The sequence below is a fragment of the Citrobacter sp. LST-B2 genome (genome assembly GCF_057983045.1).
Window position 1 is genome coordinate 1,674,756 of record NZ_CP192598.1, and the last position, 20,511, is coordinate 1,695,266.

At 56.3% G+C, this 20,511-nt stretch carries 21 protein-coding genes and 1 riboswitch; of the genes, 12 read left to right on the forward strand and 9 right to left on the reverse strand.

Features of this window, described 5'->3' with window-relative positions; all coding sequences use genetic code 11:
• The first annotated feature begins 46 nt into the window (after positions 1 to 46).
• The 5 genes from bioB to uvrB all read left to right on the forward strand — a co-directional run bounded on the left by bioB (position 47) and on the right by uvrB (position 6,245).
• A complete protein-coding gene (bioB, locus tag ACQ0PY_RS07850) occupies positions 47 to 1,087 on the forward strand; it encodes a biotin synthase BioB (protein ID WP_043001309.1) in 1,041 nt (346 codons plus the stop codon).
• Positions 1,084 to 2,241 carry an 8-amino-7-oxononanoate synthase gene (gene bioF / locus ACQ0PY_RS07855; RefSeq protein WP_109740029.1) on the forward strand — a complete coding sequence of 386 codons (1,158 nt, stop codon included), beginning with the start codon at positions 1,084 to 1,086 and terminating at the stop codon, positions 2,239 to 2,241. The genes bioB and bioF overlap by 4 nt, the downstream gene beginning before the upstream one ends.
• Positions 2,225 to 2,980, forward strand: coding sequence for a malonyl-ACP O-methyltransferase BioC (bioC, locus tag ACQ0PY_RS07860; RefSeq protein ID WP_043001307.1), 756 nt, complete (start codon positions 2,225 to 2,227; stop codon positions 2,978 to 2,980). The genes bioF and bioC overlap by 17 nt, the downstream gene beginning before the upstream one ends.
• Positions 2,973 to 3,659, forward strand: coding sequence for a dethiobiotin synthase (gene bioD, locus ACQ0PY_RS07865; protein ID WP_046401466.1), 687 nt, complete (start codon positions 2,973 to 2,975; stop codon positions 3,657 to 3,659). Before bioC ends, bioD begins: the two co-directional genes overlap by 8 nt.
• 564 nt (positions 3,660 to 4,223) lie before the next feature.
• Positions 4,224 to 6,245, forward strand: coding sequence for an excinuclease ABC subunit UvrB (gene uvrB / locus ACQ0PY_RS07870; RefSeq protein ID WP_044268002.1), 2,022 nt, complete (start codon positions 4,224 to 4,226; stop codon positions 6,243 to 6,245).
• Positions 6,246 to 6,352: 107 nt separating this feature from the next.
• On the opposite strand, the gene yvcK is transcribed toward uvrB, so the two are convergent.
• Complete coding sequence (yvcK, locus tag ACQ0PY_RS07875; protein ID WP_043001303.1) at positions 6,353 to 7,261, reverse strand: uridine diphosphate-N-acetylglucosamine-binding protein YvcK; 909 nt, start codon at positions 7,259 to 7,261, stop codon at positions 6,353 to 6,355.
• Between the two features lie 267 nt (positions 7,262 to 7,528).
• A riboswitch (molybdenum cofactor riboswitch) is annotated at positions 7,529 to 7,671 on the forward strand.
• Between yvcK and moaA the strand changes: the two genes are divergently transcribed.
• The 6 genes from moaA to ACQ0PY_RS07905 all read left to right on the forward strand — a co-directional run bounded on the left by moaA (position 7,659) and on the right by ACQ0PY_RS07905 (position 11,127).
• Positions 7,659 to 8,648 (forward strand): GTP 3',8-cyclase MoaA, encoded by a 990-nt coding sequence (gene moaA, locus ACQ0PY_RS07880; protein ID WP_043001302.1) that lies wholly within the window; start codon positions 7,659 to 7,661, stop codon positions 8,646 to 8,648. It overlaps the preceding riboswitch by 13 nt.
• A gap of 24 nt (positions 8,649 to 8,672) precedes the next feature.
• A complete protein-coding gene (gene moaB / locus ACQ0PY_RS07885) occupies positions 8,673 to 9,185 on the forward strand; it encodes a molybdenum cofactor biosynthesis protein B (protein WP_043001301.1) in 513 nt (170 codons plus the stop codon).
• A gap of 5 nt (positions 9,186 to 9,190) precedes the next feature.
• Positions 9,191 to 9,676, forward strand: coding sequence for a cyclic pyranopterin monophosphate synthase MoaC (gene moaC, locus ACQ0PY_RS07890; protein ID WP_061070351.1), 486 nt, complete (start codon positions 9,191 to 9,193; stop codon positions 9,674 to 9,676).
• Complete coding sequence (gene moaD / locus ACQ0PY_RS07895) at positions 9,669 to 9,914, forward strand: molybdopterin synthase sulfur carrier subunit (protein ID WP_043001299.1); 246 nt, start codon at positions 9,669 to 9,671, stop codon at positions 9,912 to 9,914. Before moaC ends, moaD begins: the two co-directional genes overlap by 8 nt.
• 1 nt (position 9,915) lies before the next feature.
• Positions 9,916 to 10,368 (forward strand): molybdopterin synthase catalytic subunit MoaE, encoded by a 453-nt coding sequence (gene moaE, locus ACQ0PY_RS07900; RefSeq protein ID WP_044256447.1) that lies wholly within the window; start codon positions 9,916 to 9,918, stop codon positions 10,366 to 10,368.
• Positions 10,369 to 10,422: 54 nt separating this feature from the next.
• Entirely contained in the window at positions 10,423 to 11,127 is a 705-nt protein-coding gene (locus tag ACQ0PY_RS07905) for a Bax inhibitor-1/YccA family protein (protein ID WP_043001297.1), read from the forward strand.
• A 70-nt stretch (positions 11,128 to 11,197) separates the two neighbouring features.
• Here the strand turns inward: ACQ0PY_RS07905 and ACQ0PY_RS07910 are convergent, their stop codons facing one another.
• From ACQ0PY_RS07910 to ACQ0PY_RS07920, 3 genes are read right to left on the reverse strand one after another with little or no spacing between them, the layout of a single operon-like run.
• On the reverse strand, positions 11,198 to 12,160 hold the full coding sequence (locus tag ACQ0PY_RS07910; RefSeq protein WP_043001296.1) for a lysylphosphatidylglycerol synthase domain-containing protein: 963 nt from the start codon (positions 12,158 to 12,160) through the stop codon (positions 11,198 to 11,200).
• Positions 12,160 to 13,401, reverse strand: coding sequence for a cardiolipin synthase ClsB (gene clsB / locus ACQ0PY_RS07915; protein ID WP_109740030.1), 1,242 nt, complete (start codon positions 13,399 to 13,401; stop codon positions 12,160 to 12,162). Before clsB ends, ACQ0PY_RS07910 begins: the two co-directional genes overlap by 1 nt.
• On the reverse strand, positions 13,398 to 14,156 hold the full coding sequence (locus ACQ0PY_RS07920) for an endonuclease/exonuclease/phosphatase family protein (protein ID WP_109740031.1): 759 nt from the start codon (positions 14,154 to 14,156) through the stop codon (positions 13,398 to 13,400). The genes clsB and ACQ0PY_RS07920 overlap by 4 nt, the downstream gene beginning before the upstream one ends.
• 132 nt (positions 14,157 to 14,288) lie before the next feature.
• On the opposite strand from ACQ0PY_RS07920, the gene ACQ0PY_RS07925 reads away from it, so the two are divergent.
• The gene (locus ACQ0PY_RS07925) at positions 14,289 to 14,699 is read left to right on the forward strand and encodes a YbhQ family protein (RefSeq protein ID WP_044267995.1); all 411 of its coding nucleotides are present in this window, start codon (positions 14,289 to 14,291) and stop codon (positions 14,697 to 14,699) included.
• On the opposite strand, the gene ACQ0PY_RS07930 is transcribed toward ACQ0PY_RS07925, so the two are convergent.
• The 5 genes from ACQ0PY_RS07930 to cecR are packed head-to-tail and all read right to left on the reverse strand — an operon-like array spanning position 14,661 to position 20,302.
• Positions 14,661 to 15,767 carry an ABC transporter permease gene (locus ACQ0PY_RS07930; protein ID WP_043001292.1) on the reverse strand — a complete coding sequence of 369 codons (1,107 nt, stop codon included), beginning with the start codon at positions 15,765 to 15,767 and terminating at the stop codon, positions 14,661 to 14,663. The genes ACQ0PY_RS07925 and ACQ0PY_RS07930 overlap by 39 nt on opposite strands.
• A 10-nt stretch (positions 15,768 to 15,777) precedes the next feature.
• The gene (locus ACQ0PY_RS07935; protein WP_043001291.1) at positions 15,778 to 16,911 is read right to left on the reverse strand and encodes an ABC transporter permease; all 1,134 of its coding nucleotides are present in this window, start codon (positions 16,909 to 16,911) and stop codon (positions 15,778 to 15,780) included.
• The gene (locus ACQ0PY_RS07940; RefSeq protein WP_044267990.1) at positions 16,904 to 18,640 is read right to left on the reverse strand and encodes an ATP-binding cassette domain-containing protein; all 1,737 of its coding nucleotides are present in this window, start codon (positions 18,638 to 18,640) and stop codon (positions 16,904 to 16,906) included. Before ACQ0PY_RS07940 ends, ACQ0PY_RS07935 begins: the two co-directional genes overlap by 8 nt.
• Positions 18,633 to 19,628, reverse strand: coding sequence for a secretion protein HlyD (hlyD, locus tag ACQ0PY_RS07945; RefSeq protein WP_109740032.1), 996 nt, complete (start codon positions 19,626 to 19,628; stop codon positions 18,633 to 18,635). The genes ACQ0PY_RS07940 and hlyD overlap by 8 nt, the downstream gene beginning before the upstream one ends.
• Entirely contained in the window at positions 19,628 to 20,302 is a 675-nt protein-coding gene (cecR, locus tag ACQ0PY_RS07950) for a transcriptional regulator CecR (protein ID WP_044327530.1), read from the reverse strand. The genes hlyD and cecR overlap by 1 nt, the downstream gene beginning before the upstream one ends.
• Positions 20,303 to 20,511 lie beyond the last annotated feature (209 nt).

Genomic DNA, 20,511 nt, shown 5'->3' on the forward strand with positions numbered 1-20,511 from the left:
TAGGTTTACAAGTCTACACCCTTATCACCACAAAACGTATAAAATTATGACCACTCATTCTCGCTGGACGCTGTCGCAAGTCACCGAATTATTTGAAAAACCGCTGCTGGATCTGCTGTTCGAGGCGCAGCAAATCCACCGTCAGCATTTCGATCCTCGTCAGGTGCAGGTCAGCACACTGTTGTCGATCAAAACCGGCGCCTGCCCGGAAGATTGCAAATATTGTCCGCAAAGTTCGCGCTATAAAACCGGCCTTGAAGCTGAGCGGCTAATGGAAGTTGAGCAGGTGCTGGAGTCGGCGCGCCAGGCGAAGAACGCCGGTTCCACTCGTTTCTGCATGGGTGCGGCGTGGAAGAACCCGCACGAGCGCGACATGCCATATTTGCAGCAGATGGTTCAGGGGGTGAAAGCGCTGGGACTGGAAGCCTGCATGACGCTTGGCACACTTGATGAATCACAGGCGCAACGGCTGGCGGAGGCGGGGCTGGACTATTACAACCACAACCTCGATACCTCGCCGGAATTTTACGGCAACATCATCACCACCCGTTCCTACCAGGAGCGACTCGACACGCTGGACAAAGTACGCGAGGCCGGGATCAAGGTCTGTTCCGGCGGCATCGTCGGCCTGGGCGAAACGGTGACCGATCGCGCCGGGCTGCTCCTGCAACTGGCAAACCTGCCGACCCCGCCGGAAAGTGTGCCGATCAACATGCTGGTGAAGGTGAAAGGTACGCCGCTGGCAGATAACGATGACGTCGACGCATTTGATTTTATTCGCACCATTGCCGTGGCGCGCATCATGATGCCGACCTCGTATGTGCGCCTGTCTGCCGGTCGCGAGCAGATGAATGAACAAACGCAGGCCATGTGCTTTATGGCTGGCGCCAACTCTATTTTCTACGGCTGCAAACTGCTCACCACGCCAAACCCGGCAGAGGACAAAGATCTTCAGCTTTTCCATAAGCTGGGGCTGAATCCGCAGCAAACGGCGGTGCTCGCCGGGGATAACGAGCAGCGTGCGCGTCTGGAGCAGGCGTTGCTGACACCGGATACTGACGATTACTACAACGCGGCTGCCGTATGACCTGGCAACACAAAATCGACGATGCGCTGGCGGCGCGTCGTTCGGCGGATACGTTGCGCCGACGTTATGTGGTAGCACAGGGAGCCGGTCGCTGGCTGGAGACGAATGACCGGCGCTATCTCAATTTTTCCAGCAATGATTATCTGGGGTTGAGTCATCATCCGCATATCCTTCGCGCCTGGCAGCAGGGGGCGGAGCGGTTTGGCGTCGGCAGCGGCGGCTCGGGCCACGTCAGCGGTTATTCCATTGCCCATCAGCAACTGGAAGAGGAACTGGCCGACTGGCTGGGCTATCCGCGCGCGTTACTGTTTATTTCCGGTTTCGCCGCAAACCAGGCGGTGATTACCGCGCTGATGGAAAAGGATGACCGGATTGTCGCTGATCGTCTCAGCCACGCTTCGCTGCTGGAAGCGGCCAGTCTTTGCCCGGCGCAGCTTCGCCGTTTTACCCATAACGACGCCTCGCATCTCACGCGCCTGCTTGACGCCCCCTGTTCCGGGCGTCAACTGGTGGTGACCGAAGGCGTGTTCAGCATGGATGGCGACAATGCGCCGCTTGTGGACATTCAGCAGGCCGCACAGGCGCGTAATGCCTGGTTACTGGTGGATGATGCCCACGGCATTGGCGTCAGTGGAGAAGCGGGTCGCGGGAGCTGCTGGCAGCAGCGGGTAAAACCGGAGTTATTGGTCGTAACATTCGGCAAAGGCTTTGGCGTCAGCGGTGCGGCGATTCTGTGCTCTGAAAACGTTGCCGATTATTTGCTGCAGTTCGCCCGTCATCTGATTTACAGCACCAGCATGCCGCCCGCGCAGGCGATGGCGTTACAGGCGTCGCTTTCGGTGATTCGCAGTCAGGAAGGTGACGCACGCAGGGAGAAACTGACTGCGCTGATCCAGCGCTTCCGCTCGGCTATCAACCATCCCGATTTCATGCTGGCGCAGTCGCACAGCGCCATCCAGCCGCTGATTGTCGGCGAAAATGCGCGCGCATTGCAGCTGGCGGACACCTTGCGCCGTCAGGGATGTTGGGTCACGGCGATCCGTCCGCCGACCGTGCCCGCCGGGACAGCCCGTCTGCGACTGACCTTAACTCAGGCGCATGAGCCTGAGGATATCGACCGATTGCTGGAGGTGCTGCATGGGGCAGGTGAATAAACAGGCAATCGCGGCGGCGTTTGGTCGTGCGGCAGCGCACTATGAGCAGCATGCCACATTGCAGCGCCTGAGCGCCGACGCGTTGCTGGCACAACTGCCGGAACGCCCATTTTTACAGGTACTGGATGCCGGCTGCGGGCCGGGGCGTTTGAGTCGCTACTGGCGCGAGCTGGGGAGTCAGGTTACCGCGCTGGATCTCTCTGCCCGCATGCTGGACGAGGCGCGTCGCCAGGACGTGGCGCATCACTATCTCACCGGCGACATTGAGTCACTGCCGTTAGCCAGCGCAACGTTTGACCTGGCCTGGAGCAATCTGGCCGTGCAATGGTGTAACAGTCTGCATCAGGCGCTGAGCGAACTGTATCGGGTCGTGCGCCCCGGTGGCTGCGTGGCTTTCACCACGCTGGCCCAGGATTCGCTACCGGAGCTTCATCAGGCCTGGCGCGCGGTGGATGAGCGGGCGCACGGCAACCGGTTTTTATCCCGCGAGGCGCTGTGTGAAGCGATGCACGGCTGGCAAGGGCATCATCAATCAATCTCCCTGACGCTGGAGTTTGATGACGCCCTGAGCGCTATGCGCTCACTGAAAGGCATCGGCGCGACCCATTTGCACGAGGGGCGAGAGCCGCGCGTCTTAACCCGCTCGCAGTTGCAGCAGCTTCAACTGGCCTGGCCGCAGCGGCAGGGGAAATATCTGCTGACCTACCATCTTTTTGCAGGAGTGATTGCACGTGACTAAACGTTATTTTGTCACCGGTACCGATACGGAAGTCGGTAAAACCGTCGCCAGCTGTGCGCTGCTCCAGGCGGCGCGCAGTCTGGGTTATCGGACGGCCGGGTATAAACCTGTCGCATCAGGTAGTGACATGACGCCAGAGGGACTGCGCAACAGCGACGCCCTGGCGCTTCAGCGCAACAGCAGTCTGGCGCTGGACTACGCGGCGGTGAATCCTTACACCTTCGCGGAACCCACCTCGCCGCATATCATCAGCGCTGATGAGGGAAGGCCAATTCGTGCTGATGTGATGTCAGACGGCCTGCGCGCGCTGGACGCGCAGGCGGAGTGGCTGCTGGTGGAAGGTGCTGGCGGCTGGTTTACCCCGCTTGCGGAGGATTTTACCTTCGCTGATTGGGTGCAGATCGAGCGCCTGCCGGTGGTCCTGGTCGTCGGCGTGAAGCTGGGGTGTATAAACCATGCGATGCTGACCGCGCAGGCGGTACAGCAGGCAGGACTTCCGCTTGTCGGGTGGGTGGCGAATGACGTCACGCCGCCGGGAAAACGCCATCATGAGTATCTGGCGACGCTTAAGCGGGTCATCCCTGCGCCATTGTTAGGCGAAATCCCGTGGCTGGCGGCGGGAGCCGAAAATGCGGCCACAGGACAATATCTGGATCTCGCTTTACTCGCGGGTGAGTAAAAGGCGAAATTGCGAGCAAGATCTCGCCTGCCAGGGACACTTCTTTAGCTGATAAAAATCAAAATTTAGCGATAATTTTTTTTTATGTGCTGCCTGGTGGGTTGGACCGGGAATTTGCCAGGCGGCAGACCATATGGCCTGCAGGCAGTTATCCACCATTCCTGTGGATAACCTTGTGTATTAGAGTTAGAAAACACAAGGCAAGCGAGAGATTACGCGGCTTCCAGCCGAATTGGTGCGAAAGGCGTCTTTATAAAATATCCTTTAATTTACAGCGCGTTAGATAAAATCAATGGCTGTCATATTGTGGTCATTGAATGCAATAAAACTTTCATCACGTATCTTGACAATGTTAACGAAGTCAATGGTCTGGGGATAAACCCGCTTCATAGTGTAATATCTTGCCAGCGGTGAAATTATAGCCATCTCCGATCCGCTTTTATCATGCGTAACACAAATTTTATGAGGCGTTACTGTTTTTTCATCCAGTATATTTTACTGGCAATATTATCTTCTGCGAGTAAAATTACACACCTGCCCGCTCATTCCTTCAGGTAGCTGCTCATGAGTAAACCGTTCAAACTGAATTCCGCATTTAAACCTTCCGGCGATCAGCCTGAGGCGATACGCCGTCTGGAAGAGGGACTGGAGGACGGCCTGGCGCATCAGACGCTACTTGGCGTAACGGGGTCGGGGAAAACGTTCACCATTGCGAATGTGATCGCGGATTTGCAGCGACCGACGATGGTGCTGGCACCCAACAAAACGCTGGCGGCGCAGCTGTATGGTGAAATGAAAGAGTTTTTCCCGGATAACGCCGTCGAGTATTTCGTCTCCTACTACGACTACTATCAGCCGGAAGCGTATGTTCCCAGCTCAGACACCTTCATCGAAAAAGATGCCTCGGTGAATGAACACATCGAGCAGATGCGTCTGTCGGCCACCAAAGCGTTGCTGGAGCGTCGTGACGTGATCGTCGTGGCCTCCGTTTCTGCCATCTATGGTCTGGGCGATCCCGATTTATATCTGAAGATGATGCTGCACCTGACGGTGGGCATGATTATCGATCAGCGCGCCATTCTGCGGCGACTGGCTGAACTGCAATATACCCGTAACGATCAGGCGTTCCAGCGCGGGACTTTCCGCGTGCGCGGTGAGGTGATTGACATCTTCCCGGCGGAGTCTGACGACATCGCGCTGCGTGTGGAGCTGTTTGATGAAGAGGTGGAGCGTCTGTCGCTGTTTGACCCGCTGACCGGGCAGGTGGAATCCACTATTTCGCGCTACACCATCTACCCCAAAACGCACTACGTGACCCCCCGTGAGCGCATTGTGCAGGCGATGGAAGAGATCAAAGTCGAACTGGCTGAACGTCGCAAAATCCTGCTCGCCAACGACAAACTGCTGGAAGAGCAACGCCTGAGTCAGCGTACCCAGTTTGATCTGGAAATGATGAACGAGCTGGGTTACTGCTCGGGGATCGAAAACTACTCGCGCTTTCTGTCAGGACGCGGGCCGGGTGAGCCGCCGCCGACCCTGTTTGACTATCTGCCCGCTGACGGTTTGCTGGTGGTGGATGAATCCCACGTCACCATCCCGCAGATTGGCGGGATGTATCGTGGCGATCGGGCGCGTAAAGAGACGCTGGTGGAGTACGGTTTCCGTTTGCCATCGGCGCTGGATAACCGTCCGTTAAAGTTCGAAGAGTTTGAAGCGCTGGCTCCGCAGACCATATATGTGTCTGCGACGCCGGGCAATTACGAGCTGGAGAAATCGGGCGGAGAAGTGGTTGATCAAGTGGTGCGTCCGACAGGGTTGCTGGATCCGGTCATTGAAGTGCGACCGGTGGCAACGCAGGTGGACGATCTGCTCTCTGAAATCCGCAAGCGCGCAGAGATCAACGAGCGCGTGCTGGTTACCACGCTCACCAAGCGTATGGCGGAAGATCTCACCGAGTATCTGGAAGAACACGGTGAGCGGGTGCGTTACCTGCACTCGGACATCGATACCGTTGAGCGTATGGAGATCATTCGTGATCTGCGTCTGGGCGAGTTTGATGTGCTGGTGGGGATCAACCTGTTGCGCGAAGGTCTCGATATGCCTGAGGTGTCGCTGGTGGCGATTCTCGACGCCGACAAGGAAGGGTTCCTGCGTTCCGAACGTTCGCTGATACAGACCATCGGTCGTGCGGCGCGTAACATCAACGGGAAGGCGATTCTTTACGGTGACAAAATTACGGCCTCAATGGCGAAGGCGATTGGCGAAACCGAGCGTCGTCGCGAGAAACAGCAGCAGTACAATGAAGAACACGGCATTACTCCGCAGGGCCTGAATAAAAAAGTGGTCGATATTCTGGCGCTGGGGCAGAACATTGCGAAAACCAAAGCGAAGGGCCGAGGCAAATCGCGTTCCGCAGCGCAATCGGATGTGGTGGAACTGGACATGACGCCAAAAGCGTTGCAACAGAAGATTCACGAGCTCGAAGGGCAGATGATGCAGCATGCGCAGAACCTGGAATTCGAAGAGGCCGCGCAGATCCGCGATCAACTGCATCAGCTGCGTGAACTGTTTATTGCTGCGTCGTGAGAGATTGCCGGATGGCGGTGTAACCACCTTATCCGGCCTGTTCACTGGTAGTTTGCAGAGTAGATAAGCAGGCCTGGTGAACGTAGCGCCATCAGGCAATAAACCCTTTACCGCAGCGCCTGTACGGCTTTCTCCAGCGCGCTGTGCAATAACTGGCGGTCATGGCGATAGGGAATATCGCTGGCCTCCAGCACTTCCTGAATCACCACCCGGTCGCTGACCGCAGAGACATCTACCTTCGGCCCCACGATAACCGCATCAACGACTCTTTTGCCGACATACTGCTCCATAATGGTGAGCTTATCGATAAGCGTCAGGCTTGCGGCGGGGATGCTCAATTCCCGGCCCAGATTGCCGATGTAGACCATCGGCGCCTGCGTACGGCGCAGCGCCTGTGCGAGATCCTCCAGCAGCAGGATTGGCATCAGGCTGGTGTAAAAACTGCCCGGACCGATAATAATCAGGTCGGCATCGTTAATCGCCTGCACCGCTTCCCGGGTGGTGGGGACCTTCGGTGACAGCATCAGTTCCTGCAAGGGCGAGGTGAGCTGATCAATATTCACTTCGCCGTACACTTCATGCCCCTGATCGTCGATCGCCATCAGGTCAACTGGCAGCTCTGACATGGGGATTAAATGTGCGTCCACTTTCAGCAGATTACGAATTAAGTTGATGGCTTCCAGAGGCCGCACGCTCAGGTGGTCGAGCGCCTTTAACATCAGATTTCCGAGGTTATGGCCTGAAAGTTCACCATTACCGCCAAAACGGTATTCAAACATCGCGGAAGCGACGCTCGGTTCGGTAATCAACTGATTGAGACAGTTGCGCATATCGCCCCAGGCGATTCCCCCTTCCGAGCGGCGAATACGCCCCGTCGAACCGCCGTTATCGGTGGTGGTCACGATACCGGTGAGGCGTGAACCCAGGGAGGAGAGGGAAGAGAGAACGCGTCCTAATCCATGCCCTCCGCCGAGAGCCACGACACGATCCAGGTCAGCCAGCGTACGATTGCGCATAAAAGTTCCTGAAGTCAGATTTACCGCGCTACAGTAGCGCAAACAGGGGCTTTTCAGCAATTCGCTAACGGCAAGTTGAGAAAATAAATTCTGCCGCACTACTCCTTTAGGGGGGCGAATGCCTGACAGCGAAATGATGTACATCAATGCAAAAGTGCTATTTTTGCTTATTCTGTAACGAAATGGCACGATCATGGCGCTATATATATGATTATACATCGTTAAGTGTAAATAGCATTATGTTCGTTTACACGCTAGTATCGCCATAACCACAGTTAACACTCTAGCCTCTGCACCTGGGTCAAATGATACGGTGCTTTGGCCGTGACAACGCAAACGCATTGCCACCAGGGCGCAGGAAGAAATGACTTCGCCTCCCGTATTTGGAAAGGTGTACATGGCCACACAACTGACCGATGCTTTCGCGCGCAAGTTTTACTATTTGCGTCTGTCGATTACCGATGTGTGTAACTTTCGTTGCACATACTGTCTGCCGGATGGCTACAAGCCCGGCGGCGTCACCAATAAAGGTTTTCTCTCCGTCGATGAAATTCGTCGGGTGACTCGCGCCTTTGCTAACCTGGGCACCGAAAAAGTGCGCCTGACCGGTGGCGAACCTTCTCTGCGTCGTGATTTTACCGACATCATTGCCGCCGTGCGTGAAAACGAGGCGATTCGTCAACTGGCGGTGACCACCAACGGCTACCGTCTGGCGCGTGATGCCGCCCACTGGCGCGATGCGGGTTTGACCGGCATTAACGTCAGCGTTGATAGCCTTGATGCGCGTCAGTTCCACGCGATTACCGGGCAGGATAAATTCCAGCAGGTGATGGCGGGCATCGACGCCGCGTTTGATGCCGGTTTTGCAAAAGTTAAAGTCAACACCGTGCTAATGCGCGATGTGAATCATCATCAGCTCGATACTTTTCTTGGCTGGATCCAGACGCGTCCCATTCAACTGCGTTTCATCGAACTGATGGAGACGGGTGAGGGCAGCGAACTGTTCCGTAAACACCACATCTCCGGTCAGGTGTTGCGTGACGAACTGTTGCGTCGCGGCTGGATCCACCAGCTACGCCAGCGCAGTGACGGCCCGGCGCAGGTGTTCTGTCACCCCGATTATGAGGGTGAAATCGGCCTCATCATGCCGTACGAAAAAGATTTCTGCGCCACCTGCAACCGTCTGCGCGTCTCCTCCGTGGGTAAACTTCATCTCTGCCTGTTCGGCGAGGGTGGCGTCAGCCTGCGTGATTTGCTGGAAGACGATGGGCAACAAGACGCGCTCGAAGCGCGTATCTCGCTTGCGTTGCGTGAGAAAAAGCAGACCCATTTCCTGCACCAGAACAACACCGGTATTACCCAGAACCTCTCATACATCGGCGGTTAACGCCGCTTGAACAAGGAGTATTCCATGAGTCAGGTAAGCGCTGAATTTATCCCGACCCGCATTGCTATTCTGACAGTATCGAATCGCCGTGGCGAAGAGGACGATACCTCTGGTCATTTTCTGCGGGATTCCGCGCAGGAAGCGGGACATCAGGTTATCGATAAAGCAATTGTCAAAGAGAACCGTTACGCCATTCGCGCGCAGGTGTCAGCATGGATTGCCAGTGATGAGGTGCAGGTGGTGTTGATCACCGGCGGCACGGGCCTGACTGAAGGCGACCAGGCACCGGAAGCGCTGCTGCCGCTGTTTGATCGCGAAGTGGAAGGCTTTGGTGAAGTGTTTCGTATGCTGTCATTTGAAGAGATCGGCACGGCCACGCTGCAGTCGCGCGCAGTGGCGGGCGTGGCCAACAAAACGCTAATTTTTGCGATGCCGGGTTCCACCAAAGCCTGCCGCACGGCGTGGGACAATATCATCGCGCCGCAACTTGATGCCCGTACGCGTCCTTGTAATTTTCACCCACATTTGAAGAAATAATAAGTATGTCGCAACTGACTCACATAAACGCCGCCGGTGAAGCGCACATGGTGGATGTCTCCACAAAAGCGGAGACCGTACGCGAAGCGCGCGCCGAAGCCTTTGTCACCATGCGCAGCGAAACACTGGCCATGATTATCGACGGCAGCCACCATAAGGGCGATGTGTTCGCCACCGCGCGTATCGCCGGGATTCAGGCAGCAAAGCGCACCTGGGAGCTCATCCCGCTGTGCCATCCGTTGCTGTTGAGCAAAGTGGAAGTCCAGCTCCATGCACAGCCGGAACACAACCGTGTCCGTGTTGAATCGTTGTGTCGTCTTACCGGCAAAACCGGGGTGGAAATGGAAGCGCTGACGGCGGCGTCCGTCGCCGCGTTGACCATTTACGACATGTGCAAAGCGGTGCAAAAAGACATGGTGATTGGCCCGGTGCGCCTGCTGGCGAAAAGCGGCGGCAAGTCTGGCGATTTTAAGGCGGATTCGAATGATTAAGGTTTTGTTCTTTGCTCAGGTTCGCGAACTGGTTGGTACGGATACGCTGGACGTCGCGGCAGATTTCCCGACAGTGGAAGCGCTGCGTCAGCATCTGGCGACTAACAGCAACCGTTGGGCGCTGGCGCTGGAAGACGGCAAGCTGCTGGCGGCGGTAAACCAGACGCTGGTGAGCTTTGATCATCCGCTGACGGCGGGTGATGAAGTGGCTTTCTTTCCCCCGGTGACGGGAGGCTGAGATGGCTGAAACGAAAATTGTGGTCGGGCCTGCGCCGTTCAGCGTGGGGGACGAGTATCCCTGGCTGGCGGCACGCGACGAAGACGGTGCGGTGGTGACCTTTACTGGTAAAGTGCGCAACCATAATCTCGGCGACAGCGTGAAGGCGCTTACGCTGGAGCACTATCCGGGGATGACGGAAAAAGCGCTGGCGGAGATTGTCGATGAGGCGCGGGTGCGCTGGCCGCTGGGACGCATCACGGTGATTCACCGGATTGGCGAACTGTGGCCGGGCGATGAAATCGTCTTTGTTGGCGTCACCAGTTCGCACCGTAGCAGTGCGTTTGAGGCCGGTCAGTTCATCATGGACTATCTAAAGACGCGTGCGCCGTTCTGGAAGCGTGAAGCCACGCCGGAAGGCGAGCGCTGGGTGGAAGCCCGTGACAGCGATCGGCAGGCGGCTAAACGCTGGTAGCAAGAAATTGTGATACGCTTATCCAGAGTGGTCACTTTCAATCAGGAGATTATCATGGACCGATTTCCACGATCCGAATCAATCGTGCAGGCACGTTCCGGCCTGCAAACCTATATGGCGCAGGTATACGGCTGGATGACGGTCGGGTTGCTGCTTACCGCGTTTATTGCGTGGTATGCGGCGAATACGCCAGCCGTCATGATGTTCGTTTTTTCCAGCAAAATTACGTTCTTCGGTTTAATCATCGCCCAACTGGCGCTGGTCTTTGTGCTGTCTGGGTTGGTGCATAAACTCAGTGCAGGTATGGCGACGACGCTGTTTATGCTCTATTCGGCGCTAACCGGGCTCACACTTTCCAGTATTTTTATCGTCTACACCTACTCCTCCATCGCCAGCACCTTCGTGGTGACCGGCGGGATGTTTGGAGTGATGAGCCTGTGGGGATACACCACGAAGCGCGATCTGAGCGGCTGGGGCAACATGCTGTTTATGGCGCTGATTGGCATCATCCTGGCCTCACTGGTGAACTTCTGGCTGAAAAGCGAGGCGCTGATGTGGGCGGTGACCTATATTGGCGTGGTGGTGTTTGTTGGGCTGACCGCCTATGACACCCAGAAGCTGAAGAACATTGGCGAGCAAATCGATGTGCGCGACAGTTCTAACCTGCGTAAATATTCGATTCTCGGTGCGCTGACGCTGTATCTGGACTTTATCAACCTGTTCCTGATGCTGCTGCGTATTTTAGGCAATCGCCGTTGAGTTCGTTGTGCCGGATGGCGGCTACGCCTTATCCGGCCTACGAAATGATGCCGAGGGCGGTGACGAGGTATTACTTCGCCATCGCCTTCTCGTTCTTCGCCCGCAGCTTCTTCGCCCGACTCTCCAGCACCAGATAGCAGATCAGCGCCAGCAATAAGGGAATAAAGTAATACAGCACGCGGTAGGCGAGCAGGGCGGCAATAATCGCGCCTTGCGACGTGTCTTCCCCCGCCAGCAGCGCGATAAACACCGCTTCCAGAACGCCAATTCCCGCCGGAATGTGGACAATCACTCCCGCGATACTGCTGACCAGCAGCACGCCCAGCACGAAGAAATAATTCACCTCCTGGCCCAGTAGCAACCAGATAATCGCCCCCATCACCATCCAGTTGGCGCTGGAGATGGCCATCTGGGCCAGCGCAAATTTCCACGACGGTAGCACCAGTTTCTGCCCTTTGATCGTCATATGACGGTGTTTTGCGAAAGCGCAGAACCACAGATAAATAGCGATGATTAACAGCAGCACCACGCCGAGAATACGCAGCGTGCCCTCGTCGATATACCAGTGGGCAGGCAGTTGCACCACGCCAAAGGTGAAGATGATCCCGCCAAGCAAAATATAGCCCAGCCAGTTGGTGGTGATGCTAAGAGAGAAGATACGGGTGATGGTGCCACCCGGCAGGCCGAGGCGGGAATAGAGCCGGTAGCGCATACCGATGCCGCCGACCCAGGTACTGAGCGTCAGGTTAAATGCATAGCAAATAAACGACACCAGCATCACTTGCCGCTTTGCCAGCTTGTGACCGCAATAGGCGCGGCCCAACAGGTCATAGCAGCCATAGAGCAGATAGCTGAGGATCACCAGCCCGACGGCGCTCAGCAACGCAACCCGGTTGTAGTCACGGATCACCGTCCAGACGTCTTCCCAGTTCACCTTTTTGGCGTAGACCACCAGCAGCACAATCACGGCGATAAAAAACAGCCAGGTGAGGATCTTTTTTGCCAGCCGCCAGCGCGGATGTGATTTTGCCATCAGGGTTTGGCTCCTGTGTTCTGTACTTCTACCCGATCCTGCGTTTCCATCTCGGGCTGGGCTGGCGGATCAACCTGCGCGAGATGGGGAGTATGCGCCGGAAGCCAGCCGACCAGCGCCGGGAAGTGACGTAAGAAGTGGAACGCCAGCACGCTTTTGGTCAGGTTCCACCAGGTGCGTCTCGGCAGCATCGACTCATCGACCAGCTTACAGTCTTCGGCAATGATCGCGTTAAGGTTGTCGCGCAGCGTCTGGTTGAACTGGCGATCGTGCACGATCAGGTTGGCTTCCAGATTAAGCGACAGGCTGAGCGGGTCGAGATTGCTGGAGCCGACCGTCGCCCAGTGGTCATCCATCAGCGCCACTTTGCCATGCAGTGGCTTGCGGCGATATTCGTAAACCTGGACATCGCCTTTCACCAGATAGTTGTACAGCAGACGGGCTCCGACCTTCACAATTGGCATATCCGGCTCCCCCTGCACGATCAGTTTGACGCGCACGCCGCGGCGGGCGGCTTTGCGCATGGCGTGCAGTAACCGGTAACCGGGAAAGAAGTAGGCGTTGGCGATAATCACTTCCCGCCGTGCCTGGGTGAGCATTTTAAGGTAGTGACGTTCGATATCGTCGCGGTGCTCGTCGTTGTCGCGCCAGACGAACAGCGCCTGCGCCTCGCCGGGCTGGCGGTTCTCTTCAGCACGGTGATGACGGCGCCACCAGCGGCGTACTGCACTCTGCCCGGGAAGGTTTTCCACTTCAAACTGCAGTATATCGGCGACGACAGGTCCTTCCACGCGTACCGCGTAGTCCTGCTTGGCTTCCGGGCCATAGTCGGACATATGTTCATCGGAATAGTTGATCCCGCCGATAAACGCCACCCGGTCGTCTATCACCACAATCTTGCGATGCATACGGCGAAAGACGTTGGTGCGCATACCAAAGATCCGGGGACGCGGATCGTAATAACGAAACACCACGCCTGCCGAGGTCAGTTCGCCAACGAATGCATCGCTCAGGTCCGGTGAGCCGTAGCCGTCCAGCAGTACTTCCGCCTTCACGCCGCGTTTTGCTGCGGCCAGCAGAGCCGCATGAAGCTGTTTTCCTACCTCATCTTCAAACCAGATGAAAGTTTCGAGAATAATTCTTTGCTGCGCATCGGCTATTGCCGCAAACACAGCGGGATAATACTGGTCGCCGTTTTCCAGTAACTGGATCTGATTACCTTCACGCCAGCCACATTTCATAGATGGATCTCCGCGCTAAGGGGGGCATGGTCAGAGAGATGCCGCCAGTTGCGCAGCGGTAGCGCTGTCGGCGAACTGGCATTGGCATTTTTCACGTAAATACGATCAAGGCGCAGCAGCGGCAGGCTGACAGGAAAGGTCCGTGCCGGGCGGCCGCGGGCGCGGGTGAAAATTTCCTCCAGGCCCGCGGCTTTTAAGGAATGGTTTGCCTTTTGCCGCCAGTCGTTGAAATCACCGGCCACCACCACCGGTTCATCGTCGGGCAGGGCGTTGACCCAGTCTGTCAGCAGGGTGAGTTGCGCCTGCCGGTGAGCTTCACGCAGGCCGAGGTGAACACTCATCACATGAATCGGTTTCCCGAGTTGCGGCGGAACAATACGGCAATAGAGCACGCCGCGCTTTTCACTGCTGCCGACCGAAACATCACGATTTTCATAATGTTCAATAGGATAGCGTGACAGCACCGCGTTGCCATGATGCCCTTGCGGGTAGACGGCGTTACGCCCGTAAGCGTAGTCACTCCACATCGTGTCGGCGAGAAATTCGTAGTGCGTGGTATCCGGCCAGTTTTCGACGTGCAGCGGATGCACTTCGTGCGCGCCCATCACCTCCTGCAGGCAGACAATGTCGGCGCCAACCGTACGAACGGCATCACGCAGTTCCGGTAAAATGAAGCGCTTGTTAAAGGCGGTAAAGCCTTTATGCGTATTGATGGTGAGCACGGTGAATGAAAAATTTCGTGTCGATTGAGTCATTTTTCTCCTGTTGGCGTCACTCTTCTGATTGAAATAGTGTAGTCGTCGTCACAAAAAGGTGCGGTGTTACGGAATTTTCCGTAAAGTGCGGTACTCTGAGTCATTAGAGAAAAATCCTTCAGGAGAAAAGCCATGAGGTGGCAACAACGAGTTCGTGTCGCAACGGGGTTAAGTTGCTGGCAGATTATGTTGCATTTACTGGTCGTGGCGTTGTTGGTCGTAGGCTGGAAGAGTGGCACGCTGGTGCACGTTGGCCTGGGATTATGCGTAGTGTATGGCGTGACCGTATTACTGATGCTGGCGTTACAGCGTCATCACGAGCAGCGCTGGCGCGAAGTCGCCGACGTGCTGGAAGAACTCACCACCACCTGGTATTTCGGCGCGTCGCTGATTGCGTTGTGGCTGCTGTCCCGGGTTTTACAAAACAACGTCTTGTTGGCGTTAGCGGGACTGGCAATCCTGGCCGGACCCGCTGTGGTTTCGCTGCTGGCGAAAGACAAAAAGTTACATGATTTTGCGTCTAAACATCGCATACGCCGCTGATCCCGTTGTGGCCGCTATCACCAGTAGCGGCCACAAGCTTCCCCAGACAATCTGCAAACTCGCATCTTTCAAATAGATCTGCTTGGTGATATCCGTGAAATGACGGATCGGGTTTATCCATGTCAGATTCTGTAACCAGACCGGCATGTTCTCGACCGGAGAGACGTAGCCCGACAGTAAAATTGCCGGCATCATAAAGACGAATACGCCGATAAACGCCTGCTGCTGCGTGGAGCAGAGTGAGGAGATCAACAGGCCAAATCCCACCAGCGACAGCCCGTAAATCACCATCGTGAAGTAAAACAGCGCCAGCGACCCGGCAAACGGGATCTGATACGCCCAGATACCGATTGCCAGCACGATAGAGGCCTGGCCGGTGGCGACAATCAGTGCAGGAACCGCTTTACCGATAAATATTTGCCAGGTGGTGAGCGGGGAGACCAACAGCTGATCCAGCGTGCCCTGTTCGCGCTCGCGCGCGACGGACAGCGAGGTGACGATCATCACGCCAATGGTGGTGATCATCGCGATCAGTGACGGCACCACAAACCATTTGTAGTCGAGGTTAGGGTTGTACCAGTTGCGCACCACCAGCTCGCTGTTGTTCGGCTTCGGCTTGCCCTCCATCAACTCCTGCTGATAGTTCTTCACGATTTGCTGGAGATAGTTGGCGGCGATCTGCGCGCTGTTCGAGTTACGACCATCAAGTATTAACTGCATGGGCGCAGACTGAAAGGTATCCAGATTGCGCGAGAAATCCGCCGGAAAGCGCACCAGCAGCAGCGCTTTTTGCGTATCGATTGTGGGCTGAATTTCCTGCGGGCTTTTCAGTAGCAGGATGTGGGTAAAGGCTTTAGCACGGGCAAAGCGCTGGGTCAGCTCCACCGAATGCTTGCCGTTGTCTTCGTTATAGATGGCGATGGTGGCGTTAGTCACTTCCAGCGTTGCGGCAAAGGGAAACAAAAGCACCTGAATCAGTACCGGCAAAATTAAAATCGCGCGGGTCTGCGGCTCGCGTAGCAGCGACTGCAATTCTTTGCGGATTAACGTCCATAAACGATGAAACATGCGCGTCTCCCTAATCCAGCCGACGTTTGGTTTTCAGCCACGTCAGGCCAATAAACATCACCGCTGAGGCGATCAAAAACAGCACGTTGACCACCAGCACCACCGGGATATTACCGGCGAGAAACAGGCTTTGCAGGGTGCTGACGAAGTAGCGCGCCGGAATAATATAGGTTACCGCGCGGATCACCGCAGGCATACTGTCTATCTGGAAGATAAAGCCAGACAGCATAATCGATGGCAAAAAGGCGGCGTTAAGCGCCACCTGGGCGGCATTAAACTGGTTGCGGGTGATGGTGGAGATCAGAAGTCCCATCCCCAGCGTGCTGAGCAAAAACAGGCTGGTGATGAAAAACAGCAGCAGAAGCGATCCGCGATACGGGACGCCGAGAATAAACACCGACACCAGCATACACAGCAGCATCGCCAGCATGCCGAGGAAGTAGTAGGGGATGAGCTTGCACAGCAGCAGTTCGGCGCGCGTCACTTCCGTGGAGAGCAACGCTTCCATGGTCCCGCGTTCCCATTCGCGCGCCACCACCAGCGAGGTGAGGATCGCGCCGATCACCGTCATGATGATGGTCACTGCGCCCGGGATGATAAAATGCTGGCTGATTGCCGCCGGGTTAAACCAGTAGCGGGTTTGCACCTCAATCAGTGGTTCAAACGTTTCTCCGCGATCTTCCGCTCGCTGCATCTGCCAGATTTGCCAGATCCCTTCCACATAGCCCTGCACGAAGTTGGCGGTATTGGGTTCACTGCCGTCGGTGATTACCTGAATGGGTGCGGTGTCGTTGGCGCGCGCCATCTGCTGGGCGAAATCGACCGGAATGACCACCAGACCGCGAATACGTCCGGCCTGCATCTTTTCAATCAGCGCCTGGCGGTTATCGCTGATGGTGGCGTCGATGTACGGTGAGCCGGTCATCGCATGGGTAAAGTCCAGCGCCTCTTCGCTTTGCTGCTCAAGCAGGATCCCCACCCGCAACTTGCTGGAGTCAAGGTTAATGCCGTAGCCAAAAATAAACAGCAGCAGCAGTGGGATCACCACGGCGATCAGCCAGCTACTGGGATCGCGGACAATCTGCCGCGTCTCTTTGACGCACAGCGCCCGTACGCGACGCCAGGAGAGAAGGCGGTTACGCATTGGCATGCTCCTTATCCCAGTCGTTAATTAACCGGATAAAAGCCTGCTCCATGGTCGGGTCCGGCGTGTCGTCATCGGCGGCCTGCGCTTTCAGATCGTCCGGCGTACCGCTGGCAATCAGTTTCCCGCGATAGACCAGTCCGATGCGGTCGCAGTATTCCGCTTCGTCCATAAAGTGGGTCGTCACCATCACCGTCACGCCTTTTTCCACCATGCTGTTGATATGCAGCCAGAACTCTCGGCGGGTGAGGGGATCGACACCAGAAGTGGGCTCGTCAAGAAACAGAATGTCCGGTTCATGCATCAGCGAACAGGCCAGCGCCAGACGTTGCTTAAAGCCCAGCGGCAGTTCGTCGGTGGCATGCGAAGCGATGCTTTTCAGGCCAAACGCCTCGCTCATGCGGGCAATTTTTTCGTTCTGCGCGCGTCCCCGCAGACCATAAACGCCGGAGAAAAAGCGCAGGTTTTGCTCCACCGTCAGGTTGCCGTAGAGCGAGAACTTTTGCGCCATATAGCCAAGATGCTGGCGAGCTTTGCCGGAGCTGACCTTCAGATCCATGTCCAACACCAACGCTTTCCCGGACGTGGGCACCAGCAGGCCGCACATCATTTTAAAGGTTGTCGATTTTCCCGCGCCGTTGGGGCCCAGCAGGCCAAAAATTTCTCCGCGCTGGACGGCAAAATCAACGTGGTCAGTGGCGGCAAAATCGCCGAATTTCTTGGTCAGCGCTTTCGCTTCAATCACCGTTTCGCCTGGCGTTCCCTCTACGGTATGCAAAATGGCGCCCAGCGGCGATTCAGAGGTCGCGGCACCGCCCAGCAGATCGATAAACGCATCTTCGAAGCGTGGCGCAGTCTCGCTGATGTCGAGTTCCGGCATGCCGTTGCCATGGCGAATGTCGTCCGCTGTGGCCTCTTTTTTCAGGATCAGACGCACCGATTTCCCCTGAATCATGCCGTCGCTAACCTGCGGCAGTTTTAACGCCCGCTGGAGCAGTTTCCGGTTGTTTTCCTGCGGGCTGTGCATCAAAAAACTGCGTCCCGCCATGGTTTGTGTCAGTTGGGTCGGCTCCCCCTGATACAGCAGTTCGCCTTCGTTCATCAGCAGCACGTCCCGACACTGTTCGGCTTCATCCAGATAGGAGGTGCTCCACAGGATCAGCATCCCGTCTCCCGCCAGTTCGTGCACCATCTGCCACAGTTCGCGACGTGAGATTGGGTCAACACCGACGCCAGGTTCATCCAGCAGCAGCACTTTGGGTTCGCCGACCAACGTACAGGCCAGCCCCAGCTTTTGTTTCATCCCGCCGGACAGTTTTCCCGCCAGACGTCCGGTAAACGGGCCGAGCGAGGTAAATTCCAGCAGACGGGCAAAGGTTTTTTCCCGCACCTCGCCCGTCACGCTGCGTAAATCCGCGTAAAGATTGAGGTTCTCCATTACAGTGAGATCCTCATACAGACCGAATTTCTGCGGCATGTAACCGAGCACAGCATGCAGCGCGCTGTCGTTTTTGATTGGATCAAAGCCAATCACCGTTGCGCTACCGCCATCCGGCTTCAGCAAGCCCGCCAGCATTCGCATCAGCGTGGTTTTCCCGGCGCCATCCGGCCCCACCAGACCGGTTACATACCCGGCGTGAATCGTACAATCGAGTGGGGCGACCGCCGGCTTTTCCAGTCCGGAAAAACGCTTAGTCACCCCGCTCAGCGTGATGACGGCGTCATTCATGTCCAGCCTCGTTGCCGAACTTCACCGTCACCGGCATGCCCTGGCGCAGCGCGTCGTCGGCATCGGTGACCACAATGCGCAGACGGTAAACCAGATCGGTACGCAGGTCCGGTGTCTCTACCGTTTTCGGCGTGAATTCTGCCGTCGGAGAGACAAAGCCGATTTTACCGTGATAAGGCTTGTCGGGACGTCCATCGGTATACAGCAGGATTTCGCGTCCCGGCTGTGCCTGAGAAAGATGACGTTCGTCGACGTAGGCGCGCACCCAGACTGGTCGGGTGAGAGAGAGCGTCAGCACGGTGCCTCCTGCGTTGAGCATGCTGCCAGGTTCGACCGCACGAGTTAGCAGCGTGCCGTTCGAGGGGGCGACAAGCTTGGTGTCATGGAGGTCGAGTTCCGCCTGTGCCAACTGCGCCTGTGCCTGTTCAAGGCTGGCTTTCGCCTGGGCGATATCCTGTTCGCGATTACCGGAACGGTACTGACTCAGTTTGTCCTGCGCGGATTTCAACGTGGCCAGCGCCTGGTCGCGGGAAGAACGGGCGTTTTCCAGATCGTTAGCGGAAATAGTGCGGCTTTTCCACAATCCCTGCTGTCGGTTGTAGAAATTCTGTGCGTAATCATAGGCAGCCTGGGCCTGTTTCACCGCTGCCGCCGCCTGCGCAATCTCTTCCTGACGATAGCCCGCCAGCATCAAATCGTACTGGGCCTGGGCGACGGAAACGCCTGCTTTTGCCTGCATCAGGGCGTTCTCATAGGGAGCATGATCCAGTTCACCCAGCACCTGTCCCGTTTTAATGGTATCCCCTTCATCCACCGCCAGCGACGCGAGTCGGCCTCCGACGCGAAAGCTGAGGTTAACGGTACGGATGTCCACGTTGCCGTAGAGCGTCAGTCCGTTATCCTGCCGGCTTTGATACCACCATGTGCCACCCGCAATCACGGCGAGCAGTGCCGCAATCACCAGCCCGATAACGACAGGTTTTTTCATCACTCCAGACTCCTTTGCGATAACCCTTGCAGAATAAGATCGATATGGCAGGTCACGGTCTGCGTAATCAGTGCAGTTTTTTCTTCATCAAACTGCGACCAGCCGGTACGTAACAAAATGGTTTCTTTACCAAGACGGAATGCCAGCACTTCGCCGAGCAGCGCGTGGGTATGCAGAATCATGCGCGTATCGCTGGCGTCGCAGCCGGTATACGCGGCGATAAGACGAGTGAGATGACTGTGCAGCGGCTCAATAACCTGCTCGTGCACCCGTTGATAAGCCGCGGTAGGGGAGAGCTGTTCGCGCGAGATAAATTTGCTCAGATTGACGGTGTCCTCCTGGGTTAACAACATGATCATGTTTTTGCAGGCACGCAGAATCAGCTCGCGCATGGCCGCACGGTCGGGATGGGGCTCGGCGAATAAGCGTTCAGCTTCTTCCGCGTGTGGCCGAAACTGCGCGCCAATAAAATCGGCAATCCACTGGGCGCAGGCGAGGTATAAATCCTCTTTTGAGCCAAAATAGTAGGTAATGGCAGCAATATTTTGTCCGGCCTGCGCGGCAATGTCGCGGGTGGTGGCATGCAGGCCATACTCGCCAAACTGTGCCAGTGCGGCGGCAATTAGCTGGCTTTTGGCCTGTTCACCTTTCGTGGTCATGGTGGGGGTATTCATCACGCGACCCAATTCTTAATCAATCGATTGATTAAGATTATGACTGAATATTCTCCTTGTCCAGTCTGGTCGTTTATTTTGTCTTTTCCAGTGACCGGGATAATTTATGCGGTGTGTCACAAAAACTGCTACACTCCGCCCCTTCATGACATTGTGGTTTTTGTCATTCCCAAATTGTATGCATCTCCCTGAAAACGACACCGGGAACG

Coding starts and splice junctions, on each gene's coding strand:
- bioB (WP_043001309.1), top strand. CDS start 47: ATGACCACTCATTCTCGCTGGACGCTGTCGCAAGTCACCGAATTATTT.
- bioF (WP_109740029.1), top strand. CDS start 1,084: ATGACCTGGCAACACAAAATCGACGATGCGCTGGCGGCGCGTCGTTCG.
- bioC (WP_043001307.1), top strand. CDS start 2,225: ATGGGGCAGGTGAATAAACAGGCAATCGCGGCGGCGTTTGGTCGTGCG.
- uvrB (WP_044268002.1), top strand. CDS start 4,224: ATGAGTAAACCGTTCAAACTGAATTCCGCATTTAAACCTTCCGGCGAT.
- yvcK (WP_043001303.1), bottom strand. CDS start 7,261: ATGCGCAATCGTACGCTGGCTGACCTGGATCGTGTCGTGGCTCTCGGC.
- moaA (WP_043001302.1), top strand. CDS start 7,659: ATGGCCACACAACTGACCGATGCTTTCGCGCGCAAGTTTTACTATTTG.
- moaB (WP_043001301.1), top strand. CDS start 8,673: ATGAGTCAGGTAAGCGCTGAATTTATCCCGACCCGCATTGCTATTCTG.
- moaC (WP_061070351.1), top strand. CDS start 9,191: ATGTCGCAACTGACTCACATAAACGCCGCCGGTGAAGCGCACATGGTG.
- moaD (WP_043001299.1), top strand. CDS start 9,669: ATGATTAAGGTTTTGTTCTTTGCTCAGGTTCGCGAACTGGTTGGTACG.
- moaE (WP_044256447.1), top strand. CDS start 9,916: ATGGCTGAAACGAAAATTGTGGTCGGGCCTGCGCCGTTCAGCGTGGGG.
- ACQ0PY_RS07905 (WP_043001297.1), top strand. CDS start 10,423: ATGGACCGATTTCCACGATCCGAATCAATCGTGCAGGCACGTTCCGGC.
- ACQ0PY_RS07910 (WP_043001296.1), bottom strand. CDS start 12,160: ATGGCAAAATCACATCCGCGCTGGCGGCTGGCAAAAAAGATCCTCACC.
- clsB (WP_109740030.1), bottom strand. CDS start 13,401: ATGAAATGTGGCTGGCGTGAAGGTAATCAGATCCAGTTACTGGAAAAC.
- ACQ0PY_RS07920 (WP_109740031.1), bottom strand. CDS start 14,156: ATGACTCAATCGACACGAAATTTTTCATTCACCGTGCTCACCATCAAT.
- ACQ0PY_RS07925 (WP_044267995.1), top strand. CDS start 14,289: ATGAGGTGGCAACAACGAGTTCGTGTCGCAACGGGGTTAAGTTGCTGG.
- ACQ0PY_RS07930 (WP_043001292.1), bottom strand. CDS start 15,767: ATGTTTCATCGTTTATGGACGTTAATCCGCAAAGAATTGCAGTCGCTG.
- ACQ0PY_RS07935 (WP_043001291.1), bottom strand. CDS start 16,911: ATGCGTAACCGCCTTCTCTCCTGGCGTCGCGTACGGGCGCTGTGCGTC.
- ACQ0PY_RS07940 (WP_044267990.1), bottom strand. CDS start 18,640: ATGAATGACGCCGTCATCACGCTGAGCGGGGTGACTAAGCGTTTTTCC.
- hlyD (WP_109740032.1), bottom strand. CDS start 19,628: ATGAAAAAACCTGTCGTTATCGGGCTGGTGATTGCGGCACTGCTCGCC.
- cecR (WP_044327530.1), bottom strand. CDS start 20,302: ATGAATACCCCCACCATGACCACGAAAGGTGAACAGGCCAAAAGCCAG.